Here is a 19,160-nt window from a genome sequence, read left to right on the forward strand (position 1 = left end):
GTCTTGTCCTCCTCTGCGGGTCAGTCGTTCACGGCGGGGTTCTTGGCGAGCGCCTGGGCGGTGGCGTCCTTCCAGGCCATCCAGCTGAGCAGGGCGCACTTGACCCGGGCCGGGTACTTGGAGACGCCGGCGAACGCGACCGCGTCCTCCAGCACCTCCTCGTCGCCCTCGCCCTGGCCCTTGCTCTGCATCAGCTCCAGGAAGGCCTCCTGGACGGCCTGCGCCTCGCCGACGGTCTTGCCGACCACCAGCTCGTTCAGCACCGAGGCGCTGGCCTGGCTGATCGAACAGCCCTGGGACTCGTACGAGACGTCGGTGACCTTGGCGCCGTCGAGCTTCACCCGCAGGGTGATCTCGTCGCCACACGTCGGGTTGACGTGGTGCACCTCGGCGTCGCCGTCCCGCAGCCCCTTGCCCTTCGGGTTGCGGTAGTGGTCCAGGATGATGTCCTGGTACATCGAGTCGAGCTTCATGGTCGTCCTGCCCCGTCCCTCAGCCGAAGAAGTTCCGGACGTGGTGCAGGCCGTCGATCAGCGCGTCGACCTCGCCCGGCGTCGAGTACAGATAGAACGACGCCCGCGTGGTCGCCGGAATTCCGTACCGCAGGCACACCGGCCGCGCGCAGTGGTGGCCGACGCGCACGGCGATGCCCTGCTCGTCCAGCACCTGGCCCACGTCGTGCGGGTGGATGTCGCCGAGGGTGAAGGAGATCGCGGCGCCGCGGTCCACGGCCGTGCGCGGGCCGATGATCCGCAGGTCCGGGACCTCCAGCAGCCGCTCGACGGCGTACTCGGTGATCGCGTGCTCGTGCGCCGCGATCTTCTCCATGCCGATGCCCTGGAGGTAGTCGATGGCCGCGCCGAGTCCGACCGCCTGGGCGATCGGCGGGGTGCCGGCCTCGAACTTGTGGGGCGCCGGGGCGTAGGTGGACGAGCCCATGGTGACGGTCTCGATCATCTCGCCGCCGCCGAGGAACGGCGGGAGGTCCTCCAGCAGCTCCTGGCGGCCCCAGAGCACGCCGATGCCGGTCGGGGCCAGCATCTTGTGCCCGGTGAAGGCGACGAAGTCGGCTTCCAGCGCCTGCACGTCCAGCACCATGTGCGGCGCGGCCTGCGAGGCGTCGATGACGACCAGCGCGCCGACCGACTGGGCCTTGCGGACGATCGTCTCGACCGGGTTGACGGTGCCGAGCAGGTTGGAGACCAGGGTGAAGGAGACCACCTTGGTCTTCTCGGTGATCAGCTCGTCGATGTTCGACAGGTCGAGCCGGCCCTCGTCGGTCAGCCCGAACCACTTGAGCTTCGCACCGCTGCGCTGCGAGAGCAGCTGCCACGGGACGATGTTGGAGTGGTGCTCCATCTCCGTGATGACGATCTCGGAGTCGGCGTCCACCCGGTACGGCTCGTCGGCCCAGGCCAGCATGTTGGCGACGAGGTTGAGCGACTCCGAGGCGTTCTTGGTGAAGATCACCTCGTTGCGGCTCGGCGCGTTGACGAACGCCGCGACCTTGTCCCGGGCGCCCTCGTACAGCGCCGTGGCCTCCTCGGCGAGCACGTGCACGCCGCGGTGGACGTTGGCGTTGTGCCGCTCGTAGTAGGCGTTCAGCGCCTCCAGCACCTGGCGCGGCTTCTGCGAGGTCGCCGCGTTGTCCAGGTAGACCAGCGGCTTGTCGTCGTGCAGCACCCGCTGGAGGACCGGGAAGTCCTTTCGGATCGCGTCGGTGTCGAGCAGTCCCGCGAACGGATGCGTCACTCGGACGCGCCCCCCTTCACATACGCCTCGTAGCCCTCGTTCTCCAGCTTGTCGGCCAGCTCGGCGCCGCCGGACTCGACGATGCGGCCGCCCGCGAAGACGTGGACGTAGTCGGGCTTGATGTACCGCAGGATGCGGGTGTAGTGGGTCACCAGCAGGGTGCCGACCTCGCCGGTCGAGCGGACCCGGTTGATGCCCTCGGAGACGATCCGCAGCGCGTCGACGTCCAGGCCGGAGTCGGTCTCGTCGAGGATCGCGATCTTCGGCTTGAGCAGCTCCAGCTGGAGGATCTCGTGGCGCTTCTTCTCGCCGCCGGAGAAGCCCTCGTTGACGTTGCGCTCGGCGAAGGCCGGGTCCATCTGGAGGGCGGCCATCGCCTCCTTGACCTCCTTCACCCACAGCCGCAGCTTGGGGGCCTCGCCGCGGACGGCGGTGGCGGCGGTGCGCAGGAAGTTGGAGACCGAGACGCCCGGGACCTCGACGGGGTACTGCATGGCCAGGAAGACGCCGGCCTTGGCGCGCTCGTCGACGGACATCTCCAGGACGTCCTCGCCGTCGAGCAGCACCGAGCCGCCGGTGACGGTGTACTTGGGGTGACCGGCCAGCGAGTAGGCGAGGGTGGACTTGCCCGAGCCGTTCGGACCCATGATGGCGTGGGTCTCGCCCTGCTTCACGGTCAGGTCCACGCCCTTCAGGATCTCGCGCGGGCCGTTCTCGGCGTCCACGGAGACGTGCAGGTCGCGGATTTCAAGGGTTGCCATGTGTACTCAGGACTCCTGGTTGACGGAGACGAGCACATCGTCCCCTTCGATCTTTACGGGGTAGACAGCGACCGGCTTGGTGGCGGGCAGGCCGGACGGCTTGCCGGTGCGCAGGTCGAAGCTGGAGCCGTGCAGCCAGCACTCGATCATGCAGTCCTCGACCTCGCCCTCGGAGAGCGAGACGTTCGCGTGCGAGCAGGTGTCGTTGATCGCGAACACCCCCTCGTCGGTGCGGACGACGGAGACCGGCACGCCGTTGAGGTCCACGCGCTTGGGAACGTCCTCCTGGAGGTCGTTCAGCGCGCAGGCACGGAGGAAGGTCATCGGGCTCAGACCGCCGATTCCAGCTCGGCGTCGATCTTCTCCATGAGCTGGTCCTGGACCTCGGCCACGCCGATCTGCTGGAGCAGCTCGGCGAAGAAGCCGCGCACCACCAGGCGGCGGGCCTCGTCGGCCGGGATGCCGCGGGCCTGCAGGTAGAACAGCTGCTCGTCGTCGAAGCGGCCGGTCGCCGAGGCGTGGCCGGCGCCGACGATCTCGCCGGTCTCGATCTCCAGGTTCGGGATCGAGTCGACCCGGGCGCCGTCGGTGAGCACCAGGTTCCGGTTGAGCTCGTAGGTGTCGGTGCCGAGCGCGGCGGCGCGGATCAGCACGTCGCCGACCCAGACCGCGTGGGCGTCCTGGCCCTGGAGCGCGCCCTTGTACGCCACGTTCGACCGGCAGTGCGGCGTGTCGTGGTCGACGACCAGGCGGTGCTCCAGGTGCTGGCCGGCGTCGGCGAAGTAGAGGCCGAACAGCTCGGCCTCGCCGCCGGGGCCGGCGTAGTTGACCCGCGGGTGCAGCCGGACCAGGTCGCCGCCGAAGGTGACGACCACGGACTTGTAGGAGGCGTCCCGGCCGACCAGCGCGTTGTGCTGGGCGACGTGGACGGCGTCGCGGTCCCAGTCCTGGACGGAGACGAAGGTGAGCTTGGCGCCCTCGCCGACCAGCAGCTCGACGTTGGCGGCCCGGGTCCCGGTGCCCGCGTGGTTGAGCACCACGACGGCCTCGGCGAACGGCTTGACGTCGATCACCACGTGGGCGAAGCGGACCCCGCCCTCGCCGCGCACGTCGATCCGGACCGGCTCGGCCAGCACCGACTCCTTGGGGACGGTGACGACCAGGGCCTGGTCGAAGGCGCTGAACGCCTGCGCGGCGACCCGGTCGACCGGCTTGCCGGCCTTGCCCAGGCGGGCGTCGTCCCGGCCGACGGTCTCGGCGGTGACGCCGTCCGGCAGCGTGAACTCGACCTTGTCCTCGCCGCGCTCGGCAGCGGCGGCGGTGCCGTCGTGCAGCCCGCCGAGGCGGTGCAGCGGGGTGAACCGCCAGTCCTCCTCGCGGCCGGTGGGCACCGGGAAGTCGTTCACGTCGAAGGACGGCTTGACCGCGACGCGCGCGTCGATCGGCTGCTGGACCGTGGTGCGGCCGGTGCCGGGGCCGGCGAGCTGCGCGCCCGCGCCGGCCGTGCCGACCTCGATCGAACCGGCGGTGGTGGAGCCGGTGGTGTTCTGCTCAGCCATGGCTGTTCGTAGTGCTCTCTTCCTCGGAAATGAGTGGACGGCGGCGGCCGGAGGTCAGCCGACCGCGCCCTCCATCTGCAGCTCGATCAGCCGGTTGAGCTCCAGCGCGTACTCCATCGGCAGCTCGCGCGCGATCGGCTCGACGAAGCCACGGACGATCATCGCCATCGCCTCGAACTCGGTCATGCCGCGGCTCATCAGGTAGAAGAGCTGGTCCTCGCTGACCTTGGAGACGGTCGCCTCGTGGCCCATGGACACGTCGTCCTCGCGGACGTCCACGTACGGGTAGGTGTCCGAGCGGGAGATGGTGTCCACCAGCAGCGCGTCGCACAGCACGTTGGACTTGGCGCCCTTGGAGCCCTCGCCGATCTCGATCAGACCGCGGTAGGAGGTCCGGCCGCCGCCGCGCGCCACCGACTTGGAGACGATGTTGGACGAGGTGTTCGGCGCCATGTGCACCATCTTGGCGCCGGCGTCCTGGTGCTGGCCCTCGCCCGCGAAGGCGATCGAGAGGGTCTCGCCCTTGGCGTGCTCGCCCATCAGGTAGACGGCCGGGTACTTCATGGTGACCTTGGAGCCGATGTTGCCGTCGACCCACTCCATGGTCGCGCCCTCGTACGCCACGGCACGCTTGGTGACCAGGTTGTAGACGTTGTTCGACCAGTTCTGGATGGTCGTGTAGCGGCAGCGGCCGCCCTTCTTGACGATGATCTCCACGACCGCCGAGTGCAGCGAGTCGGAGGAGTAGATCGGGGCGGTGCAGCCCTCGACGTAGTGGACGTAGGCGTCCTCGTCGACGATGATCAGCGTCCGCTCGAACTGGCCCATGTTCTCGGTGTTGATCCGGAAGTAGGCCTGCAGCGGGATGTCGACGTGCACGCCCTTCGGCACGTAGATGAACGAGCCGCCGGACCACACCGCGGTGTTCAGCGCGGCGAACTTGTTGTCGCCGGCCGGGATCACCGTGCCGAAGTACTCCTTGAAGATCTCCGGGTGCTCGCGCAGCGCGGTGTCGGTGTCCAGGAAGATGACGCCCTGCTCCTCCAGGTCCTCGCGGATCTGGTGGTAGACGACCTCGGACTCGTACTGGGCGGCGACGCCGGCGACCAGGCGCTGCTTCTCCGCCTCCGGGATGCCGAGCTTGTCGTACGTCGCCTTGATGTCCGCCGGCAGGTCCTCCCAGGACTCGGCCTGCTTCTCGGTGGAGCGGACGAAGTACTTGATGTTGTCGAAGTCGATGCCGGTGAGGTCGGAGCCCCAGGTCGGCATGGGCTTCTTGCCGAACAGCTTCAGGCCCTTGAGCCGCAGGTTCAGCATCCACTCGGACTCGTTCTTCTTCGCCGAGATGTCGCGGACGACGTCCTCGCTGAGCCCGCGCTTGGCCGCGGCACCGGCGGTGTCCGGGTCGGCCCAGCCGTACTCGTAATTGCCGAGGCCTTCGAGCTCGGGGTGCGAAACGGTGTCAGTCATGCGAGCTTCCTAACGCGCGGACGCTGAATCTTCGGTGGACACGGAATTTTTCATGTACTGGCAGTCGGCATCGCATCGGAGCCGCGTCCCGCCGGGGGCTGGGCGGACGACGATGCGGCACCGGGTGCCGGCACATAGGTGGTGCAGACCCCGTCGCCGTGGGCGATCGTGGCCAGCCGTTGCACATGGGTGCCCAGGAGCTGGGAGAAGACCTCGGTCTCCGCCTCGCAGAGCTGCGGGAACTGCTCGGCGATGTGCGCGACCGGGCAGTGGTGCTGGCAGAGCTGGGCGCCCGCCGGGGCCTTGGCCGCGGCCGACGGGACACGCCGCACCGTGGCAGCGTACCCGTCCGCGCTGAGCGCCTGGGCCAGCGCCTCGGGGCGCTCTCCGGCGGCGGCCAGGCGCAGGGCCTCCAGGTACTTCTCGGCCTGCTTGCCGAACCGGGCGCGGGCGAAGGCGGCGACCGCCTCCTCGCCCGCCTTGCCGCCGCCCACCGAGTCCGCGATCCAGCGCAGCGCGTCGGCGGCGAGCTGGTCGTACGCCTGGTAGAAGGCGTCCCGGCCGGCGTCGGTGAGGGCGAAGACCTTGGCCGGACGGCCCCGGCCGCGGCTGCCGTAGACCCGCTGTTCGCGGGACTCGACCAGACCGGTGGCGACCAGGCCGTCGAGGTGGCGGCGGACGGCGGCGGCGGTGAGGCCGAGCCGGTTCGCCAGGTCGGCGGCGGACGACGGGCCGTGGTCCAGGATCGACCGCGCGACCCGGTCCCGGGTGGCCCGGTGGCCCTCCAGCAGCACCTCGGCCGCCGTCACGGGCACGTCACAGGAGGAGGCCGACTCGGCCTCCCGCTGCTGGGCGTGCTCGCGCATGTTTTTCACAACACCAGTGTTGCGTAATTACTTCCGCCGGGACAAGCCGTGACCCAGGCCTCACCGGTGTCATCTGTCACGCAGGTTAGCCTTACCTGACCTGGGAAAACGATCACCGAGCCGCCGTCCGGCCGGCGCGTCAGGCCCTCTTACACTCGCCGGTATGCACTCCGAACCCGCGGTCCAGATCGCCGGGCTGGTCAAACGCTACGACGACAAGCTCGCGGTGGACGGCCTCGACCTCACCATCCCGGCCGGCGCGATCACCGCCGTCCTCGGCCCCAACGGCGCCGGCAAGACCACCACCATCGAGACCTGCGAGGGGTACCGCCGTCCGGACGGCGGCACCGTCCGCGTCCTCGGCCTCGACCCGGTCACCCAGGGCGCCGCGCTGCGGCCACGGATCGGCGTCATGTTGCAGTCCGGCGGCGTGTACGCGGGCGCGCGCGCCGTCGAGATGCTGCGGCACACCGCCAAGCTGCACGCCCACCCGCTGGACGTGGACGCCCTGGTCGAACGCCTCGGCCTCGGCTCCTGCGGCCGCACCACCTACCGCCGGCTGTCCGGCGGCCAGCAGCAGCGGCTCGCCCTGGCGATGGCCGTGGTCGGCCGCCCCGAGCTGGTCTTCCTGGACGAGCCCACCGCCGGCCTCGACCCGCAGGCCCGCCGGGCCACCTGGGAGCTGGTGCGCGACCTGCGCCGGGACGGCGTCACCGTGGTCGTCACCACCCACCACATGGACGAGGCCGAGCAGCTCGCCGACCGGGTCGCCATCGTCGACCGCGGCAAGGTGATCGCCGACGGCACCACCGAGGAGCTGTGCCGCGGCGGCGCCGAGAGCGCGCTGCACTTCGACGGCCCGCCCGGGCTCGACCTCGGCCCGCTGCTCAAGGAGCTGCCCGAGGGCGCCACCGCCACCGAGACCGCCCCCGGCAACTACCGCGTCGAGGCGCCCGTCGACCCGCAGCTGGTGGCCGCCGTCACCGGCTGGTGCGCGGCCTCCGGCATCCTGCCCGAACGGCTGTCCGTCCAGCGCCGCAGCCTGGAGGACGTCTTCCTCGACCTGACCGGACGGGAGCTCCGCTCATGAGCGAACGCAGTGAGGGAACCATGAGCGCCGCCACGACGGACTACTCCCCCAAACCGGGCCCCGCTCCCGTCGGCCGGATGCTGCTCGCCCAGACGGCGTTCGAGACCCGGATGCTGCTGCGCAACGGCGAGCAGCTGCTGCTCACCGTGGTCATCCCGACCGTGCTGCTGGTGCTGTTCTCCGCCGTGGACATCGTCGCGGTCGAGGGCCCCGGCAAGCGGGTCGACTTCCTGGCCCCCGGCCTGCTCGCGCTGGCCGTGATGTCCACCGCCTTCACCGGCCAGGCCATCGCCACCGGCTTCGAGCGCCGCTACGGCGTGCTGAAGCGGCTCGGCGCCAGCCCGCTGCCGCGCTGGGCGCTGCTGACCGCCAAGACCGGCTGCGTCCTGGTGACGGAGGCGCTGCAGGTCGCGCTGCTGTCGGTGATCGCCCTGGCCCTCGGCTGGTCCCCGCAGGGCAACCCCCTGACGGTCGCCGCGCTGCTGGTCCTCGGCACCGCCGCCTTCTCCGGGCTCGGCCTGCTGATGGCCGGCACCCTGAAGGCCGAGGCCACCCTGGCCGGCGCCAACCTGGTGTTCATCCTGCTGCTGCTCGCCGGCGGGGTGGTCGTGCCGCTGGGCAAGTTCCCCGACGCGGTGCGCCCGGTGCTGGAGCTGCTGCCGATCTCGGCGCTCTCGGACGGCCTGCGGTCGGTACTCCAGGCCGGCGCCGGGGTGCCGTGGGCGGACCTCGGCATCCTGGCCGGCTGGTCGGTGCTCGGCCTGGCCGCGGCCGCCCGCTTCTTCCGCTGGGAGTGACCGGCGGCGGCAACGCACAACGCCCCCCGGCCACTTGGCGGCCGGGGGGCGTTGCCGTAGTCGGCTGACCTGGCGTCAGCTCTCGCTGCCGCCACGGCGCTTGCGGGCGAGCAGCACGAGCGCGCCGCCGACCAGCAGCACGCCGCCGCCGGCCGCCGCGATCATCGGGGTCGCGTCGCTGCTACCGGTCTGGGCGAGCGCCGGCGCGCTGGCGGAGGGCGACGGGGTCGGGGTCTTGCTCGGGGTGTGGGTGACCGACGGGGTCGGGGTGGCCGGGGGCGTCGCCGACGGGGTGGGAGTCGGGGTCGCGGTGGGCGTCGGGGTGGGAGTCGGGGTCGGGGTCTTGGTGGGGGTCGGGGTCGGGGTCGGAGTCGGCGTGTGGCACGGCTCGATGGTCTTGGTCTCGTTGATGTTCCAGCCCTTCTCGTTCGGGTTCTCCGTGGTGGTGACCACCAGGTTCGCCTTGATCGGGGCATCGTGGTCCTTCACCGGGAAGGAGCCGTGGAACTCCGCGGGGAAGGCCTTGGCGTCCAGGACCTTCTCGCCGTCGATGGTGAGGCTGACGGTGTTCTTCACGTCGGCCTTGGGGCTGTAGTTGATCAGATCGATCACGATCTTGTCGCAGGTCACCGACCAACTCGGCACGTGCGCCGAGGCATTGGTGGCCAGTGCCAGAGGCAGGAGAAAACCGGCCGCAGCCGTGCCGGCGAGTGCCGTCGCGCCGATCGCGAAGTGCCGCTGCTGTCGCGCCATTACTTTGTTCCCCTCCGAACGGTCGTGCGCAGCAGGCGTGTTGAGTGGTACGCGGTGGCCCGCTACGACTGTCCGGGGGACTCTACCGGCACTCCCGCACCCCGCCACACCCCGCCGCACGACCGGATATCGACTGTCCGTCCGTCTTCCGATGTGCTTGGGCCAGCCCATCACAGCCGTCACCTCGCAGAACGCGGATTCGGCAAACCTGAATGGACTTCGCCACTTCAGGGAAGAACGGAGCCCCCGGTGATCAGGTTCAATCACCGAGGGCTCCGATTCGGTCAGCCGACGAACGCCGGGCCATTCCGGCCTTTCCGTCGTTTCCGACCTTTCCGTTCTTTCCGACACTCCCGTGCCCCCGACGCGCCCGCGTTTCCGGCGTTCCCGTCCGGATCGCCGGGCTCAGCCGGTTCAGGCCTTCCGGGCCGCCTTGCGCCGGGCGGCCACCACGATCGCGCCGCCGGCCGCGAGCACGACCGCGCCGCCGATCGCCAGCGGCAGCACCGGACCGGAACCGGTGTGCGCCAGGTTGCCCCCGGCGTCCGGCTGGGCGGACGGGCTGCCCGAGGCCGTCGGAGCGGCCGTCGAGCCGCCGGCCGACGGGCTGCCGCTCGCGCCGGGCTTGCCGCTCGTCGACGCGGACGGGCCGCCCGAGGGGCTCGCCGAACCGCTCGGGGCGGTCGACGCGCTCGGCGTGGCCGACGGCGAGCCGCTCGGCACGGTCGGCGGGACGGTCGGCGGCACCGTCGGGGTGCCGGACGGCGTCGGGACGGTGGTGCCCGGCAGGCAGCCGGTGAAGGGGTAGTGGTGCGTCTCGGCACCGCCCTTGCCGGTCAGCGAGGCGGCGATCACCGAGCCGTTGACCGGGCCGCCGCTGCCGAGGTCGAAGGCGGCGTTCGGCGCGAGCACGGTGCCGGCCCAGGCGGCCTGGCTGTTCTTGACCACCTTGGTGGCGGTCGGGAAGTTCCAGAGCAGCCTGGACCGGATCGCCCCGCCTGCGGCGCTCTGGAGCTTGTCGTCCAGCACGAAGGCCTTCTTGCCCTCGTCCCACAGGTGGAAGCCGGTGGTCCCGGCCGCCGCCATGTCGTACGAGCCGCCGGTGACGTTGACCACCGTCACCGAGCCGGCCGGCACCTTGAGGTAGACGTCCTTGGCGCCCTGCAGCTTCGCCGCGTCGACGGTGAAGCTGTTGTACTTCGCGTCGCCGCCGGTGAGCGTGAGCTTGGCGCCCTCGGCCTGGACGGTGGCGCCGGCGGTCTGCGGGACGGCGGCCAGCGAGGTGGCGGCGGCGCGCAGCTTGGCGAACTCGGCCTTGAAGTCGATCGGCGAGGGGCCCTGGTTGACGGTGCCGGCGTGGGCCTGGGCCACCGCGCCGTCGGCCTTGGAGCCGAAGACGCCGTTGCCCTTCATCACCTGGGTGTTGTGGCCGGTGAGCTTGCCGGCCACGACCAGGGCGTTCTTGCCCGGCAGCGCGTCGACCTGGGCCTGGGTGAGCTCCTGGCCGACCGAGAAGCCGCCGGTGAAGTCGGCGTTGCCGCCGACCGCGACCGCGCCCTCGGCGTCGGGGGTGTGGGTGTCGTCGCCCTCGATGAACTCGCCGTAGAGGTTGGCGACCCCGAGGCTGCGGCACTCCTGGTCGGTGCCGACGGCCTGGGCGGCCGGCGCGACGAGCCCGGCCAGTGCGAGCGAGCCGCCTACCGCGAGCGCGGCGGCGGAAATGGGTATGCGCATGTGCAGGTCTCCGCTTGCGTGCGGGCGTAGATGGGGGGAGGGGTCCTCAAAAAGGTATGGACCAATCCGCACTCTTTCGGCCAAACGGGTGATTGGTCAAGACCAATAACCTCCTTGACCGAACCACCCCGGTTTGTCCGCGTGTCGCACCCCAGCGTGTCGCCGCCCGCCGGCTCCGCCGCCTCCCGCCGCACCACCCGCGCCACACCGCCGCGCGGCCCGTGCCCCGCCCCAAGATCGCCTGTAAGGCCGCCTACGATTGACCGCGTGCCTAATCCCTTCTCCCTGCTCGCCGAGCGCTGGCAGCCATCCGCCGAGATGGTCCGGCGTGCCACGTTCGCCGCGCTGGTGATGAGCGTGGTGATCGTCGTCACCGGCGGCGCCGTCCGCCTCACCGCCTCCGGCCTCGGCTGTACGACCTGGCCCCGGTGCACCGACGAGAGCCTGACGCCCACCGCCGAGATGGGCTTCCACGGCATCGTCGAGTTCACCAACCGGATGCTCACCTACGTGCTGAGCGCCGCCGTCGGCTGGGCCATCCTGGCCGCCCGCTGCCACCGGCCCTGGCGGCACAGCATGACCCGGCTCGGCTGGGCCCAGTTCTGGCTGGTGATGAGCAACGCCGTGCTCGGCGGCATCACCGTGCTGACCGGCCTCAACCCGTACACCGTGGCGCTGCACATGATCGCCGCGATGGCCCTGGTCTGGGTCGCGCTGCTGATGTGGGAGCGGTCCAAGGAGGGCGACGGCCCGCCGACGCTCGTGGTGCCCCGTCCGGTCCACCAGCTGTCCTACGTCCTGGTCACCGTGATCGGCCTGCTCGTCGCGGCCGGCACCCTGGTGACCGGCGCCGGCCACCACCCCGGCACGCCCAAGGACAACAAGATCGTCCCGCGCATCCCGATCGACTACGACCGCCTCGCCCAGTTCCACGCCGACTTCGCGTTCGTGTCCGTGGGCCTGGCCATCGCGGTGATCTTCGTCCTCGCCGCCGTGAAGGCCCCCCAGGCGGCCAGGTCCCGCACCAAGGAGCTGCTGGCCGTCCTCCTCCTCCAGGGCGTCCTGGGCTTCATCCAGTACTTCACCGACGCCCCCGAGCTGATGGTCGGCCTCCACATGCTCCTCGCGGCACTGACCTGGATCGCCGCCCTGCGCGTCCCCCTCGCCCTGCGCACCCGCGGGGCCGAGGCGGTCACCGACCAGCTCCCCGCCCAGACCCCGCAGCCCGCCTCGGTCTGAGCAGAAGCAGGACACAGGCGAAGGCCCCCATCCCACGATGGGGGCCTTCGCCGTGTCGTCACAGCAGCCGTCGCCCGTCGTACGTCCGGGCGCTCGATGTCGTGCCACCCCGCAGCACAACCTGGAATCTCACGCTCACGCCACCGGGCGGGCCAGTTCGAGCAGCATCACGTCGTGCCGGGCCGCGCCCTCCCACGGGATCGCCGACCCGACGCGCGTATAGCCCCACGCTCGGTAGGACGCCTGGGCCGCAGTCGCCTCCGGCTGCGTGTTCAGCATCACCCGGACGTTGTCGATTCCGTCGATGAGGACGCGATGCATACGGGTGGCGATCCCCTGGCGGCGCCATCGAGGCCGGACCGCCAGCTCGAAGAGACCGAACGTGCGCCTTCCGTCCTCGAGCCTGAGATCCCCCGGCACGGGATCGACCAGGGTGTCCCACCATCCGGTGTCCGCCGACAGCGGGTAGCCGTACGCCATACCCACAACGGAGTCGCCGTCGAAGGCGATCGCGGCCCGGAACCCCCGCCGACGCGCCTGCGAGCGGAACCGGCGGAACGCCCGCTCCACATCGCTCGGCCCCTCGCCGTAGGGAGGCTCCGCAAACGCCTCCGCGAACACCTCCTTCAACTGGCCCTCCAGCTCGACCGCCTCCCCGCCGTCCAAGAGCCGAATCGCCGGCCCCCGGCCGTCCTCGCGCACCACCACCCCCGCGACGGACACCGAGTGGGACGGCGGCGGCATCCCCACCTCCTGTGGATCTCGCCTCGCGGAATCGCCCGTCACGCGGTCGGCTTCGAACGGCTGCCGAGGGTAGGACGAAGCACGTCGAGGACATGGGTCCAGTTGTACTCGTCGCGCGCTCCGCCGGACTTGGGCCTGTGGGGAACGGAGTCACCGACCAGGACGCCCATCGAGCGCAGCCGGGCCAGGCTCTCCGAATAGGCCGGGTGGGCCGCCAGGGCGGAGTTGACATAGGGCTGGACGACGACAGGAATGCCCAGCCCGTACGACTCGCAGAGGATGCCCAACGCGAGCGTGTCAGCGATCCCGAGGGCCCACTTGTTGATGGTGTTGAAGGTCGCGGAGACGACCACGACGGCATCGGCCTCCGGCAGCGGCCGAGAACTGCCGGGCGTACGCCAGGCCGAGCGGATCGGATAGCCGGTCTGGGCCTCGATGGCTTCTTGATCCAGGAAGCCGAGTGCGTTGGGAGTGGCGATCACCCCGACCTTCCATCCCTCGGCATGGGCGGCAGTGATCAGTCCGCTCACGCCGTCAGCGATTCCCGAGGCACAGACGATGACGTAGAGGAACGGCTCATGATGCTCGGTCAAACCTGAACTCCTGTTCGCAGGAACACATTCCGCCACCTGTGTGCGCAGCTGCGGGAGTGGGGGCTGGACGATCTGGTGGACGACTCTGCCGTAATCGTCAGCGAGTTGGTCACCAACTCCTTCAAGACGGGCTGCCAAACCCGCATGCTCCTCGCCACCCTTCTGCCCCGTTCACTGCCCCTGGCGTCACCAGACCTCCGCCCCGTCACGCAGATACCGTGCGCCGCCGTCTGCGATTGCCCTGACAGCGGCGTCCAGCCGGTTCCGCTGGCGAATCCGCAGTCGGTTGGCGACCTCCGATACGGGGAGGAAGACGGCCTCGGACAGTTCGTCGTCGTGTGGGCGAACCCTCGCGGCCCGAGCGGGTGAGAGGGTTCCCGCGTCGAAGATGAACGCGATCTGGTCGTCCCACGGGCCGTGCGGCGCAACCCAGTCCACGACCAACAGGCGGCGGATGGTGATGTCCAAGCCCAATTCCTCGCGCAGTTCCCGCACTGCGGCCTCATCCGGTGGCTCGTTGGCCTCAGCCATTCCGCCAGGGAGGTCCCAACCCTCCTTGTAGGTAGGGTTGACGGTCAGGATACGACCACCCCGGTCGCGCAGGATCACGTCCGCTGAGACACGCTTGCGGGCTTGCCTGGCATTCCCCTCGGCAAGGTAGGCGTTCCAGGCTTCGGTATCGGTGGAAACGGGCCTCATGTTGAACCTCCCCGAGGCAACGGGACGATGTCAGCGAGCAAGAGCTGCCGGGCTCTGCACGCCTCATCGAATCGTGCCAGGTACTCACCGACCGGTCCGTAGTCGCGGTGCCTCCCGAGGAGTTCACGGAGGTCATCCATCTGATGAACGACCCGGACAGACCCGAGTGTGGGACTGGTGTCGAGAAGCTCGGCTCCGACGCCGATCGCGGAATCCAAGTCGCCACAATCGACATGGATACGCGCAAGGGTGATGCGACTGAAGGTGAGCGAACGCGTGCGGCCTTCCTCCCGCAGTGCCACTGCCTGCTCCCCCTGGCGAAGAGCCTCCTTGGACCGGCCGAGGTCACTGAACGCCAGCGCCGACTCGCTGGCAAGGGTGGCGTCGTCGAACGGGCTCAACCACGGATGCTCGTCATCAGCTCCAGCCACAAGAGCGGCCTGAGCATGATCGAGCGCCTGCGCTGCCGGACCGTGATGCAGGGAGGCTGCCAGGGCTCGGGCCAGCATGGTGTTCAGTCGAGCCATGAGGCCTGGCAAGTGCGGGCCCCGACCGACCAGTTCAATACCGACGGTGGCCCAGTGCACGGCCTTCGCCGGGTCGCCGGTCTGAAGGGACAGATGGCTGGTGCTGGCTGCCACGTGCGCCGTCAACGGCAGGTCACCGGAGGCACGCGCGAGGGGTAGCGCATGGGCGAAGTGCCGAGCGGCAAGGTCGTCACGGCCGGAGTCGTGAGCCATCCAACCGGCCATCTCGGTGAGCGCAGCAGCTGCGGCGAAGACGTGTGGGCCGCTCTCGACATCAACCAGACGCGGCGCCACCTGGCCCGAGAGATGGTGGATCACAGCCGAGTACAGGCGCCCACCTCCCGTCTGCCGATCTGCGCGACGGAAGGCCTCCACAGTGGCCAAGTCGGCGCCACCCGCAGCCTCTGGCGGAGCCGGTGCAGGACTTGGGGGCTCGAAAGCGAGATCTGGTTCCCAGGACCTGCGGGCAAGACCAAGCAACTCTCCGGGGATGTGGAAGGCGTCGGCAATCTGCTCGAACAGCGCCAACTTCTCGACCCTGGTCTTACCATTCATGTAGTCGTACAGCCGCCCTTGGCTGATCTCCACGGCTGCGGCAATGCGCCGGGTACTGACACCGCGCACGTTGAGGAGCCGGAACACGGCGCCCATGTCGCGAGCCCCACATGCTCTCAGCAGACGCTGGTCCTGGAGCAGACCTGCGATCACCTCATGCAGACCCGGCTGGGAACCCATCGTTTCACTCTCCTCACGATGCGTATCGATCGTAGGCTCATGGAGCGAATCCTGACTCCGTTTTGGAGTCACCTACTTGGAGTCTCTTGGGAACATCGGCGCGGCCTTGAATGAGGATCAGCCGCCCTGATCCATCTACGGGAGCCAGTCCGATGCCTCAACCCACTGCCGTGCCGCCCCGGGTGATCGACAACACCGGGGAAGCATCAGTGCCTGCTGCCGATCGACTCACCACGCCGGCGACGATCTGCCTGCCTTATCGGCCCGAGTCGGTGAGCGCTGCTCGCCGCTTCATCCGCGTGAAGCTGCGGGAGTGGGGGCTGGACGATCTGGTGGACGACTCTGCCGTGATCGTCAGCGAGTTGGCCACCAACTCCTCCAAGACCGGCTGCCATACCCGCATGCTCGTCGGCGTCCGCCGTCCGACCGACCGCATCGTCCGCATCCTCGTCGGTGACGGCTCCCGGTCGATGCCCGTAATGATCCAGGCCGGGCCCGACGCCACGTCCGGCCGGGGTCTCGCAATGGTCCACCGGCTCACCCATGGCCACTGGGGCGTCACGCTCCTCCCGTTCGGGAAGGTCGTCCACGCCGACCTCACGACGCCCACGCCGCTCAACCGCTCCCGCTGAAGCTCTTCCCGTCCGCGCCGCCAGGCCGACTACGGCCTTGCATCGGCCGATCCAGCCGATGCCCGGCCGTCCTCCTCCGCCTCGCCCCGATCGTCTGGGCCGTCGCCGCCCCCACCCTCACCTGAAAGTCCGACCACCCATGAACCTCGCCACCCTGGCCCGGCACGCCCTCTCCCGCGGCCGCACCCCCTCCGAGACGTACGCCCTCCTCGCCAAGCGCACCCGCGAGCCCCTCCCCTCCGCCCGCGCCGTCTGCCTCGCCCTCACCATCCCCCTCGCCGAAACCACCCGCCGCCTCGACGACTGCTACGACGCCCTGCTCGCCGACCCCCGACCCGACTCCGAGACCGACACCGGCGAACTCCTCGAAGCCCTCGGCGTCTTCGACATCCCGAAGTCGCTCACCGACGCCGAACTCGCCGTCGTCGAACACTTCCTGGTCGCCATCGACGCCATGGGCGGCATCCGCCCCGGCCACCGGCACGGGTTGCAGCGCTGGTTCACCACCGGCAACCTCACCACCGCCTACCTCTCCCTCACCGCCGTCCGGCCCATGCCCCGCACCGGCAGCCCCGTCCTCTACTGGGAGACCCTCGTCACCGCCGGTGAACTCCTCACCACCACCCCTCACCCCGACACCCGCCTCGCGTACGCCCTCGCCCACTGCCGCACCCAGGCCGCCAAGCACAAGAAGTCGACCCCGCCGACTTCCAGCGCGCCCATCCCGTAGACGCGGTGCGTCAGTGCCCTACGACAGCGGCGCCACCGGGCGGCCAGGTCATGCCGACGGCCCGGTTCCCCCGCACGGGGGAACCGGGCCGTCGTGACACCGAGATGCCGGTCAGATCTGGATGCCGGCCATCCGCTTCCACTCGTACGCGCCGGTCTTGACCTTGAGGCCCAGCTCGCCCTCGAAGTCGTCGTGCAGGGTCAGCCCGGCCAGCTCGGCGGCGCGCTTGCCCACGGCGTAGCTGGGGGCCACCTGGTCGCCCCAGGCGCCGTCCGCGCCGACGACCACGATGCGGGTGGCCACGGAGCCGACGTACTCGACGACGGCGTCGCCGCCCCCGTGCTCGCGGGCGAAGCTGGTGAGGTGCTTGGCGATGCGCTTGGCGCGGCGCTCGGTGCGGGCGTCCGGCGCGGCGGTGGCGGTCTCTGCGCTGCTCATGTCCCGCATGCTACCCACCGGTAGCGCCGCTGGCGACGGGAGCGCCCTGTGCACCGGGCCACATACTGGAGGGGTGACCTTCTCCGGCTGGCCGGCCGAGGCGCTCGACTTCTACGAGCACCTGGAAGCCGACAACTCCAAGACCTTCTGGCAGGCCCACAAGGACGTCTACGACGGCGTCGTCCGGGCCCCGATGGAGCTGCTGCTCGCCGAGCTGGAGCCGGAGTTCGGGCCGGGGAAGATCTTCCGGCCCAACCGCGACGTCCGGTTCAGCGCCGACAAGTCCCCGTACAAGACCCACATCGGCGCCCATCTGGAGAGCGGCGGCTACATCCAGCTCTCCGCCGACGGACTGGCCTGCGGCAACGGCCTCTACCAGCTCGCCCCCGACCAGCTGGAGCGCTACCGCGCCGCCGTCGCGGAGGACGTCACCGGCGCGGAGCTGGAGCGCGTGATCGCCCGGGTGGAGCAGCAGGGCCCGCTGGTCGTGGGCCGGGACTCCCTCAAGTCGGCCCCGCGCGGCTACCCCAAGGACCACCCCCGGATCGGGCTGCTGCGCCACAAGGGCCTGGTGGCCTGGCAGGAGTGGGAGCCCGCGAAGTGGCTGGGCACCCGCGCCGCCCACACCCGGATCGCCGGCTTCCTGCACGCCTCCCAGCCGCTGCGGGACTGGCTGGACGGCCACGTCGGCCCCTCCGAGCTGCCCGCCCGCTGAGAACGCGAAGAGCCCCGGTCCGCCCGGACCGGGGCTCTTCGCGTAAGCCTCTACTTCGTAAGCCTCTACTTGACGAACGGGTCGATCGCGCAGACCACCATCAGCAGCGACAGGTAGGTGATCGACCAGTGGAACAGCCGCATCTCCTTGAGCTTCGCGCCCACGATCCCGGCCTTGGCCCGCCCGTACAGCGCGTGCGCCTCGCGCAGCCAGGCCCCGCCCAGCAGCACCGCGGCGACCGGGTACAGCCAGCTCATGTGGCCCAGCGGCCAGACCGCCAGCGAGACCGCCACCATCACCCAGGAGTAGGCGACGACCTGCTTGCCGACGGCCACGTTGCCCTTGACGACCGGCAGCATCGGCACGCCGGCCCGCTCGTAGTCGTCGCGGACCTTCATCGACAGCACCCAGGTGTGCGGCGGCGTCCAGAAGAACACGACCAGGAACAGCATCACCGCGGCCCAGGACACCGAGTTGGTCACCGAGGACCAGCCGATCAGGACGGGCATGCAGCCGGCGATGCCGCCCCAGACGATGTTCTGCGAGGTGCGCCGCTTGAGCCCGAGCGTGTAGACGAACACGTAGAACAGCAGCGCGCCGAGCGCCAGCCAGGCCGACAGCCAGTTGACCCCGAAGCCCAGCAGAAGCGTCGAGACGACGGCGAGGACGATGCCGAACACCAGCGCCTCGCGCGGCGACACCATCCCGGTGACGATCGGACGCCGCTCGGTGCGCGACATGACCGCGTCGATGTCGCGGTCGATGTACATGTTGAGGGCGTTGGCGCCGCCGGCCGAGAGGTAGCCGCCGACGACGACCTTCAGCACCAACAGCATGTTCGGCACGCCCTGCTGGGCCAGGAACATCACCGGCACGGTGCTCATCAGCAGCAGCTCGATGATCCGCGGCTTGGTCAATGCGACGAACGCGCCGACACGGGCCCCGAACGGCCGGTGCGCAGGAGTCGCCCCGGTGACCCCGGCGGGACGGGTTTCGACGGCGGTCACTAACACCCCAACTGAAGATGAATCTTCGCAGGCGTCCACAGGAACGAAGGGTCCCGAATCGTCCGCTCTGCGCGTACCACGACACCATAGACGTTCCATATATCCCATCCGGCTCCGGGGTCCCCCGGCGAGGCGGAACGCACACCCCCGGGTGAACCGCCCGGGCGGGGCCGTCGAGCGCCTCCGGCGGGTCCGCTAGCCCGTCCTGACCACCGGAGCGGCGCGACGGCGCGAACCGGGAGAGTCTGGGACAAATCCATCCGCACCGCTCCAGTGGGAATCTGCATGCGGAATTGCCGGTTGTCCCAGCACGGAGGGT

The 19,160-nt window shown here is 70.1% G+C and carries 21 protein-coding genes; 6 read left to right on the plus strand and 15 right to left on the minus strand.

What is annotated here, in order from left to right; genetic code table 11:
* Positions 1–20: 20 nt before the first annotated feature.
* From sufU to ACWDCZ_RS11070, 7 genes are read right to left on the minus strand one after another with little or no spacing between them, the layout of a single operon-like run.
* Complete coding sequence (gene sufU, locus ACWDCZ_RS11040) at positions 21–473, minus strand: Fe-S cluster assembly sulfur transfer protein SufU (protein WP_049650585.1); 453 nt, start codon at positions 471–473, stop codon at positions 21–23.
* A 19-nt stretch (positions 474–492) separates the two neighbouring features.
* Positions 493–1,752 carry a cysteine desulfurase gene (locus tag ACWDCZ_RS11045; protein ID WP_049650586.1) on the minus strand — a complete coding sequence of 420 codons (1,260 nt, stop codon included), beginning with the start codon at positions 1,750–1,752 and terminating at the stop codon, positions 493–495.
* A complete protein-coding gene (gene sufC / locus ACWDCZ_RS11050; protein ID WP_049650587.1) occupies positions 1,749–2,513 on the minus strand; it encodes a Fe-S cluster assembly ATPase SufC in 765 nt (254 codons plus the stop codon). The genes ACWDCZ_RS11045 and sufC overlap by 4 nt, the downstream gene beginning before the upstream one ends.
* Before the next feature lie 6 nt (positions 2,514–2,519).
* On the minus strand, positions 2,520–2,837 hold the full coding sequence (locus tag ACWDCZ_RS11055; RefSeq protein ID WP_049650588.1) for a bifunctional 3-phenylpropionate/cinnamic acid dioxygenase ferredoxin subunit: 318 nt from the start codon (positions 2,835–2,837) through the stop codon (positions 2,520–2,522).
* A 5-nt stretch (positions 2,838–2,842) separates the two neighbouring features.
* Positions 2,843–4,072: a Fe-S cluster assembly protein SufD gene (sufD, locus tag ACWDCZ_RS11060; RefSeq protein ID WP_387825874.1), complete on the minus strand. Its 1,230-nt coding sequence runs from the start codon at positions 4,070–4,072 to the stop codon at positions 2,843–2,845.
* A 54-nt stretch (positions 4,073–4,126) separates the two neighbouring features.
* Positions 4,127–5,542, minus strand: coding sequence for a Fe-S cluster assembly protein SufB (gene sufB, locus ACWDCZ_RS11065; RefSeq protein ID WP_049650590.1), 1,416 nt, complete (start codon positions 5,540–5,542; stop codon positions 4,127–4,129).
* Between the two features lie 50 nt (positions 5,543–5,592).
* A complete protein-coding gene (locus ACWDCZ_RS11070) occupies positions 5,593–6,417 on the minus strand; it encodes a helix-turn-helix transcriptional regulator (protein ID WP_259316761.1) in 825 nt (274 codons plus the stop codon).
* Between the two features lie 154 nt (positions 6,418–6,571).
* Here ACWDCZ_RS11070 and ACWDCZ_RS11075 point away from each other — a divergent pair, with 154 nt between their 5' ends.
* The gene (locus ACWDCZ_RS11075) at positions 6,572–7,498 is read left to right on the plus strand and encodes an ABC transporter ATP-binding protein (protein WP_449815789.1); all 927 of its coding nucleotides are present in this window, start codon (positions 6,572–6,574) and stop codon (positions 7,496–7,498) included.
* Between the two features lie 20 nt (positions 7,499–7,518).
* Positions 7,519–8,295: an ABC transporter permease gene (locus ACWDCZ_RS11080; protein WP_449815799.1), complete on the plus strand. Its 777-nt coding sequence runs from the start codon at positions 7,519–7,521 to the stop codon at positions 8,293–8,295.
* Positions 8,296–8,370: 75 nt separating this feature from the next.
* On the opposite strand, the gene ACWDCZ_RS11085 is transcribed toward ACWDCZ_RS11080, so the two are convergent.
* Positions 8,371–9,048: an LAETG motif-containing sortase-dependent surface protein gene (locus tag ACWDCZ_RS11085; RefSeq protein WP_449815790.1), complete on the minus strand. Its 678-nt coding sequence runs from the start codon at positions 9,046–9,048 to the stop codon at positions 8,371–8,373.
* A 414-nt stretch (positions 9,049–9,462) separates the two neighbouring features.
* Positions 9,463–10,782 (minus strand): choice-of-anchor A family protein, encoded by a 1,320-nt coding sequence (locus tag ACWDCZ_RS11090; RefSeq protein WP_416874218.1) that lies wholly within the window; start codon positions 10,780–10,782, stop codon positions 9,463–9,465.
* A 258-nt stretch (positions 10,783–11,040) separates the two neighbouring features.
* Between ACWDCZ_RS11090 and ACWDCZ_RS11095 the strand changes: the two genes are divergently transcribed.
* Positions 11,041–12,021, plus strand: coding sequence for a COX15/CtaA family protein (locus ACWDCZ_RS11095; protein WP_074002120.1), 981 nt, complete (start codon positions 11,041–11,043; stop codon positions 12,019–12,021).
* A 135-nt stretch (positions 12,022–12,156) separates the two neighbouring features.
* Here the strand turns inward: ACWDCZ_RS11095 and ACWDCZ_RS11100 are convergent, their stop codons facing one another.
* The 4 genes from ACWDCZ_RS11100 to ACWDCZ_RS11115 all read right to left on the minus strand — a co-directional run bounded on the left by ACWDCZ_RS11100 (position 12,157) and on the right by ACWDCZ_RS11115 (position 15,319).
* Positions 12,157–12,765 (minus strand): GNAT family N-acetyltransferase, encoded by a 609-nt coding sequence (locus ACWDCZ_RS11100; protein WP_449815791.1) that lies wholly within the window; start codon positions 12,763–12,765, stop codon positions 12,157–12,159.
* A gap of 38 nt (positions 12,766–12,803) precedes the next feature.
* Complete coding sequence (locus ACWDCZ_RS11105) at positions 12,804–13,358, minus strand: flavoprotein (protein WP_449815792.1); 555 nt, start codon at positions 13,356–13,358, stop codon at positions 12,804–12,806.
* A 186-nt stretch (positions 13,359–13,544) separates the two neighbouring features.
* Positions 13,545–14,057, minus strand: coding sequence for an NUDIX domain-containing protein (locus tag ACWDCZ_RS11110; RefSeq protein WP_449815793.1), 513 nt, complete (start codon positions 14,055–14,057; stop codon positions 13,545–13,547).
* Positions 14,054–15,319 (minus strand): XRE family transcriptional regulator, encoded by a 1,266-nt coding sequence (locus ACWDCZ_RS11115; RefSeq protein WP_449815794.1) that lies wholly within the window; start codon positions 15,317–15,319, stop codon positions 14,054–14,056. Before ACWDCZ_RS11115 ends, ACWDCZ_RS11110 begins: the two co-directional genes overlap by 4 nt.
* Before the next feature lie 182 nt (positions 15,320–15,501).
* Here ACWDCZ_RS11115 and ACWDCZ_RS11120 point away from each other — a divergent pair, with 182 nt between their 5' ends.
* A complete protein-coding gene (locus ACWDCZ_RS11120; RefSeq protein WP_449815795.1) occupies positions 15,502–15,951 on the plus strand; it encodes an ATP-binding protein in 450 nt (149 codons plus the stop codon).
* Positions 15,952–16,090: 139 nt separating this feature from the next.
* A complete protein-coding gene (locus tag ACWDCZ_RS11125; protein WP_449815796.1) occupies positions 16,091–16,681 on the plus strand; it encodes a hypothetical protein in 591 nt (196 codons plus the stop codon).
* A 111-nt stretch (positions 16,682–16,792) separates the two neighbouring features.
* Here the strand turns inward: ACWDCZ_RS11125 and ACWDCZ_RS11130 are convergent, their stop codons facing one another.
* Positions 16,793–17,119, minus strand: a complete 327-nt coding sequence (locus ACWDCZ_RS11130) for a hypothetical protein (protein WP_053111946.1) — start codon at positions 17,117–17,119, stop codon at positions 16,793–16,795.
* A gap of 73 nt (positions 17,120–17,192) precedes the next feature.
* On the opposite strand from ACWDCZ_RS11130, the gene ACWDCZ_RS11135 reads away from it, so the two are divergent.
* Positions 17,193–17,834 carry a DUF2461 domain-containing protein gene (locus ACWDCZ_RS11135; protein ID WP_049649621.1) on the plus strand — a complete coding sequence of 214 codons (642 nt, stop codon included), beginning with the start codon at positions 17,193–17,195 and terminating at the stop codon, positions 17,832–17,834.
* A 65-nt stretch (positions 17,835–17,899) separates the two neighbouring features.
* On the opposite strand, the gene ACWDCZ_RS11140 is transcribed toward ACWDCZ_RS11135, so the two are convergent.
* Complete coding sequence (locus tag ACWDCZ_RS11140) at positions 17,900–18,847, minus strand: heme o synthase (RefSeq protein ID WP_074001672.1); 948 nt, start codon at positions 18,845–18,847, stop codon at positions 17,900–17,902.
* Between the last annotated feature and the right edge of the window lie 313 nt (positions 18,848–19,160).

The sequence above is a fragment of the Kitasatospora sp. NPDC001225 genome, assembly GCF_053597855.1.

What these genes read in the sequence shown, in the direction of transcription:
- sufU (WP_049650585.1), bottom strand. Translation starts at nt 473, where the DNA reads ATGAAGCTCGACTCGATGTACCAGGACATCATCCTGGACCACTACCGC.
- sufC (WP_049650587.1), bottom strand. Translation starts at nt 2,513, where the DNA reads ATGGCAACCCTTGAAATCCGCGACCTGCACGTCTCCGTGGACGCCGAG.
- ACWDCZ_RS11055 (WP_049650588.1), bottom strand. Translation starts at nt 2,837, where the DNA reads ATGACCTTCCTCCGTGCCTGCGCGCTGAACGACCTCCAGGAGGACGTT.
- sufD (WP_387825874.1), bottom strand. Translation starts at nt 4,072, where the DNA reads ATGGCTGAGCAGAACACCACCGGCTCCACCACCGCCGGTTCGATCGAG.
- sufB (WP_049650590.1), bottom strand. Translation starts at nt 5,542, where the DNA reads ATGACTGACACCGTTTCGCACCCCGAGCTCGAAGGCCTCGGCAATTAC.
- ACWDCZ_RS11075 (WP_449815789.1), top strand. Translation starts at nt 6,572, where the DNA reads ATGCACTCCGAACCCGCGGTCCAGATCGCCGGGCTGGTCAAACGCTAC.
- ACWDCZ_RS11080 (WP_449815799.1), top strand. Translation starts at nt 7,519, where the DNA reads ATGAGCGCCGCCACGACGGACTACTCCCCCAAACCGGGCCCCGCTCCC.
- ACWDCZ_RS11085 (WP_449815790.1), bottom strand. Translation starts at nt 9,048, where the DNA reads ATGGCGCGACAGCAGCGGCACTTCGCGATCGGCGCGACGGCACTCGCC.
- ACWDCZ_RS11090 (WP_416874218.1), bottom strand. Translation starts at nt 10,782, where the DNA reads ATGCGCATACCCATTTCCGCCGCCGCGCTCGCGGTAGGCGGCTCGCTC.
- ACWDCZ_RS11100 (WP_449815791.1), bottom strand. Translation starts at nt 12,765, where the DNA reads ATGCCGCCGCCGTCCCACTCGGTGTCCGTCGCGGGGGTGGTGGTGCGC.
- ACWDCZ_RS11110 (WP_449815793.1), bottom strand. Translation starts at nt 14,057, where the DNA reads ATGAGGCCCGTTTCCACCGATACCGAAGCCTGGAACGCCTACCTTGCC.
- ACWDCZ_RS11115 (WP_449815794.1), bottom strand. Translation starts at nt 15,319, where the DNA reads ATGGGTTCCCAGCCGGGTCTGCATGAGGTGATCGCAGGTCTGCTCCAG.
- ACWDCZ_RS11125 (WP_449815796.1), top strand. Translation starts at nt 16,091, where the DNA reads ATGAACCTCGCCACCCTGGCCCGGCACGCCCTCTCCCGCGGCCGCACC.
- ACWDCZ_RS11130 (WP_053111946.1), bottom strand. Translation starts at nt 17,119, where the DNA reads ATGAGCAGCGCAGAGACCGCCACCGCCGCGCCGGACGCCCGCACCGAG.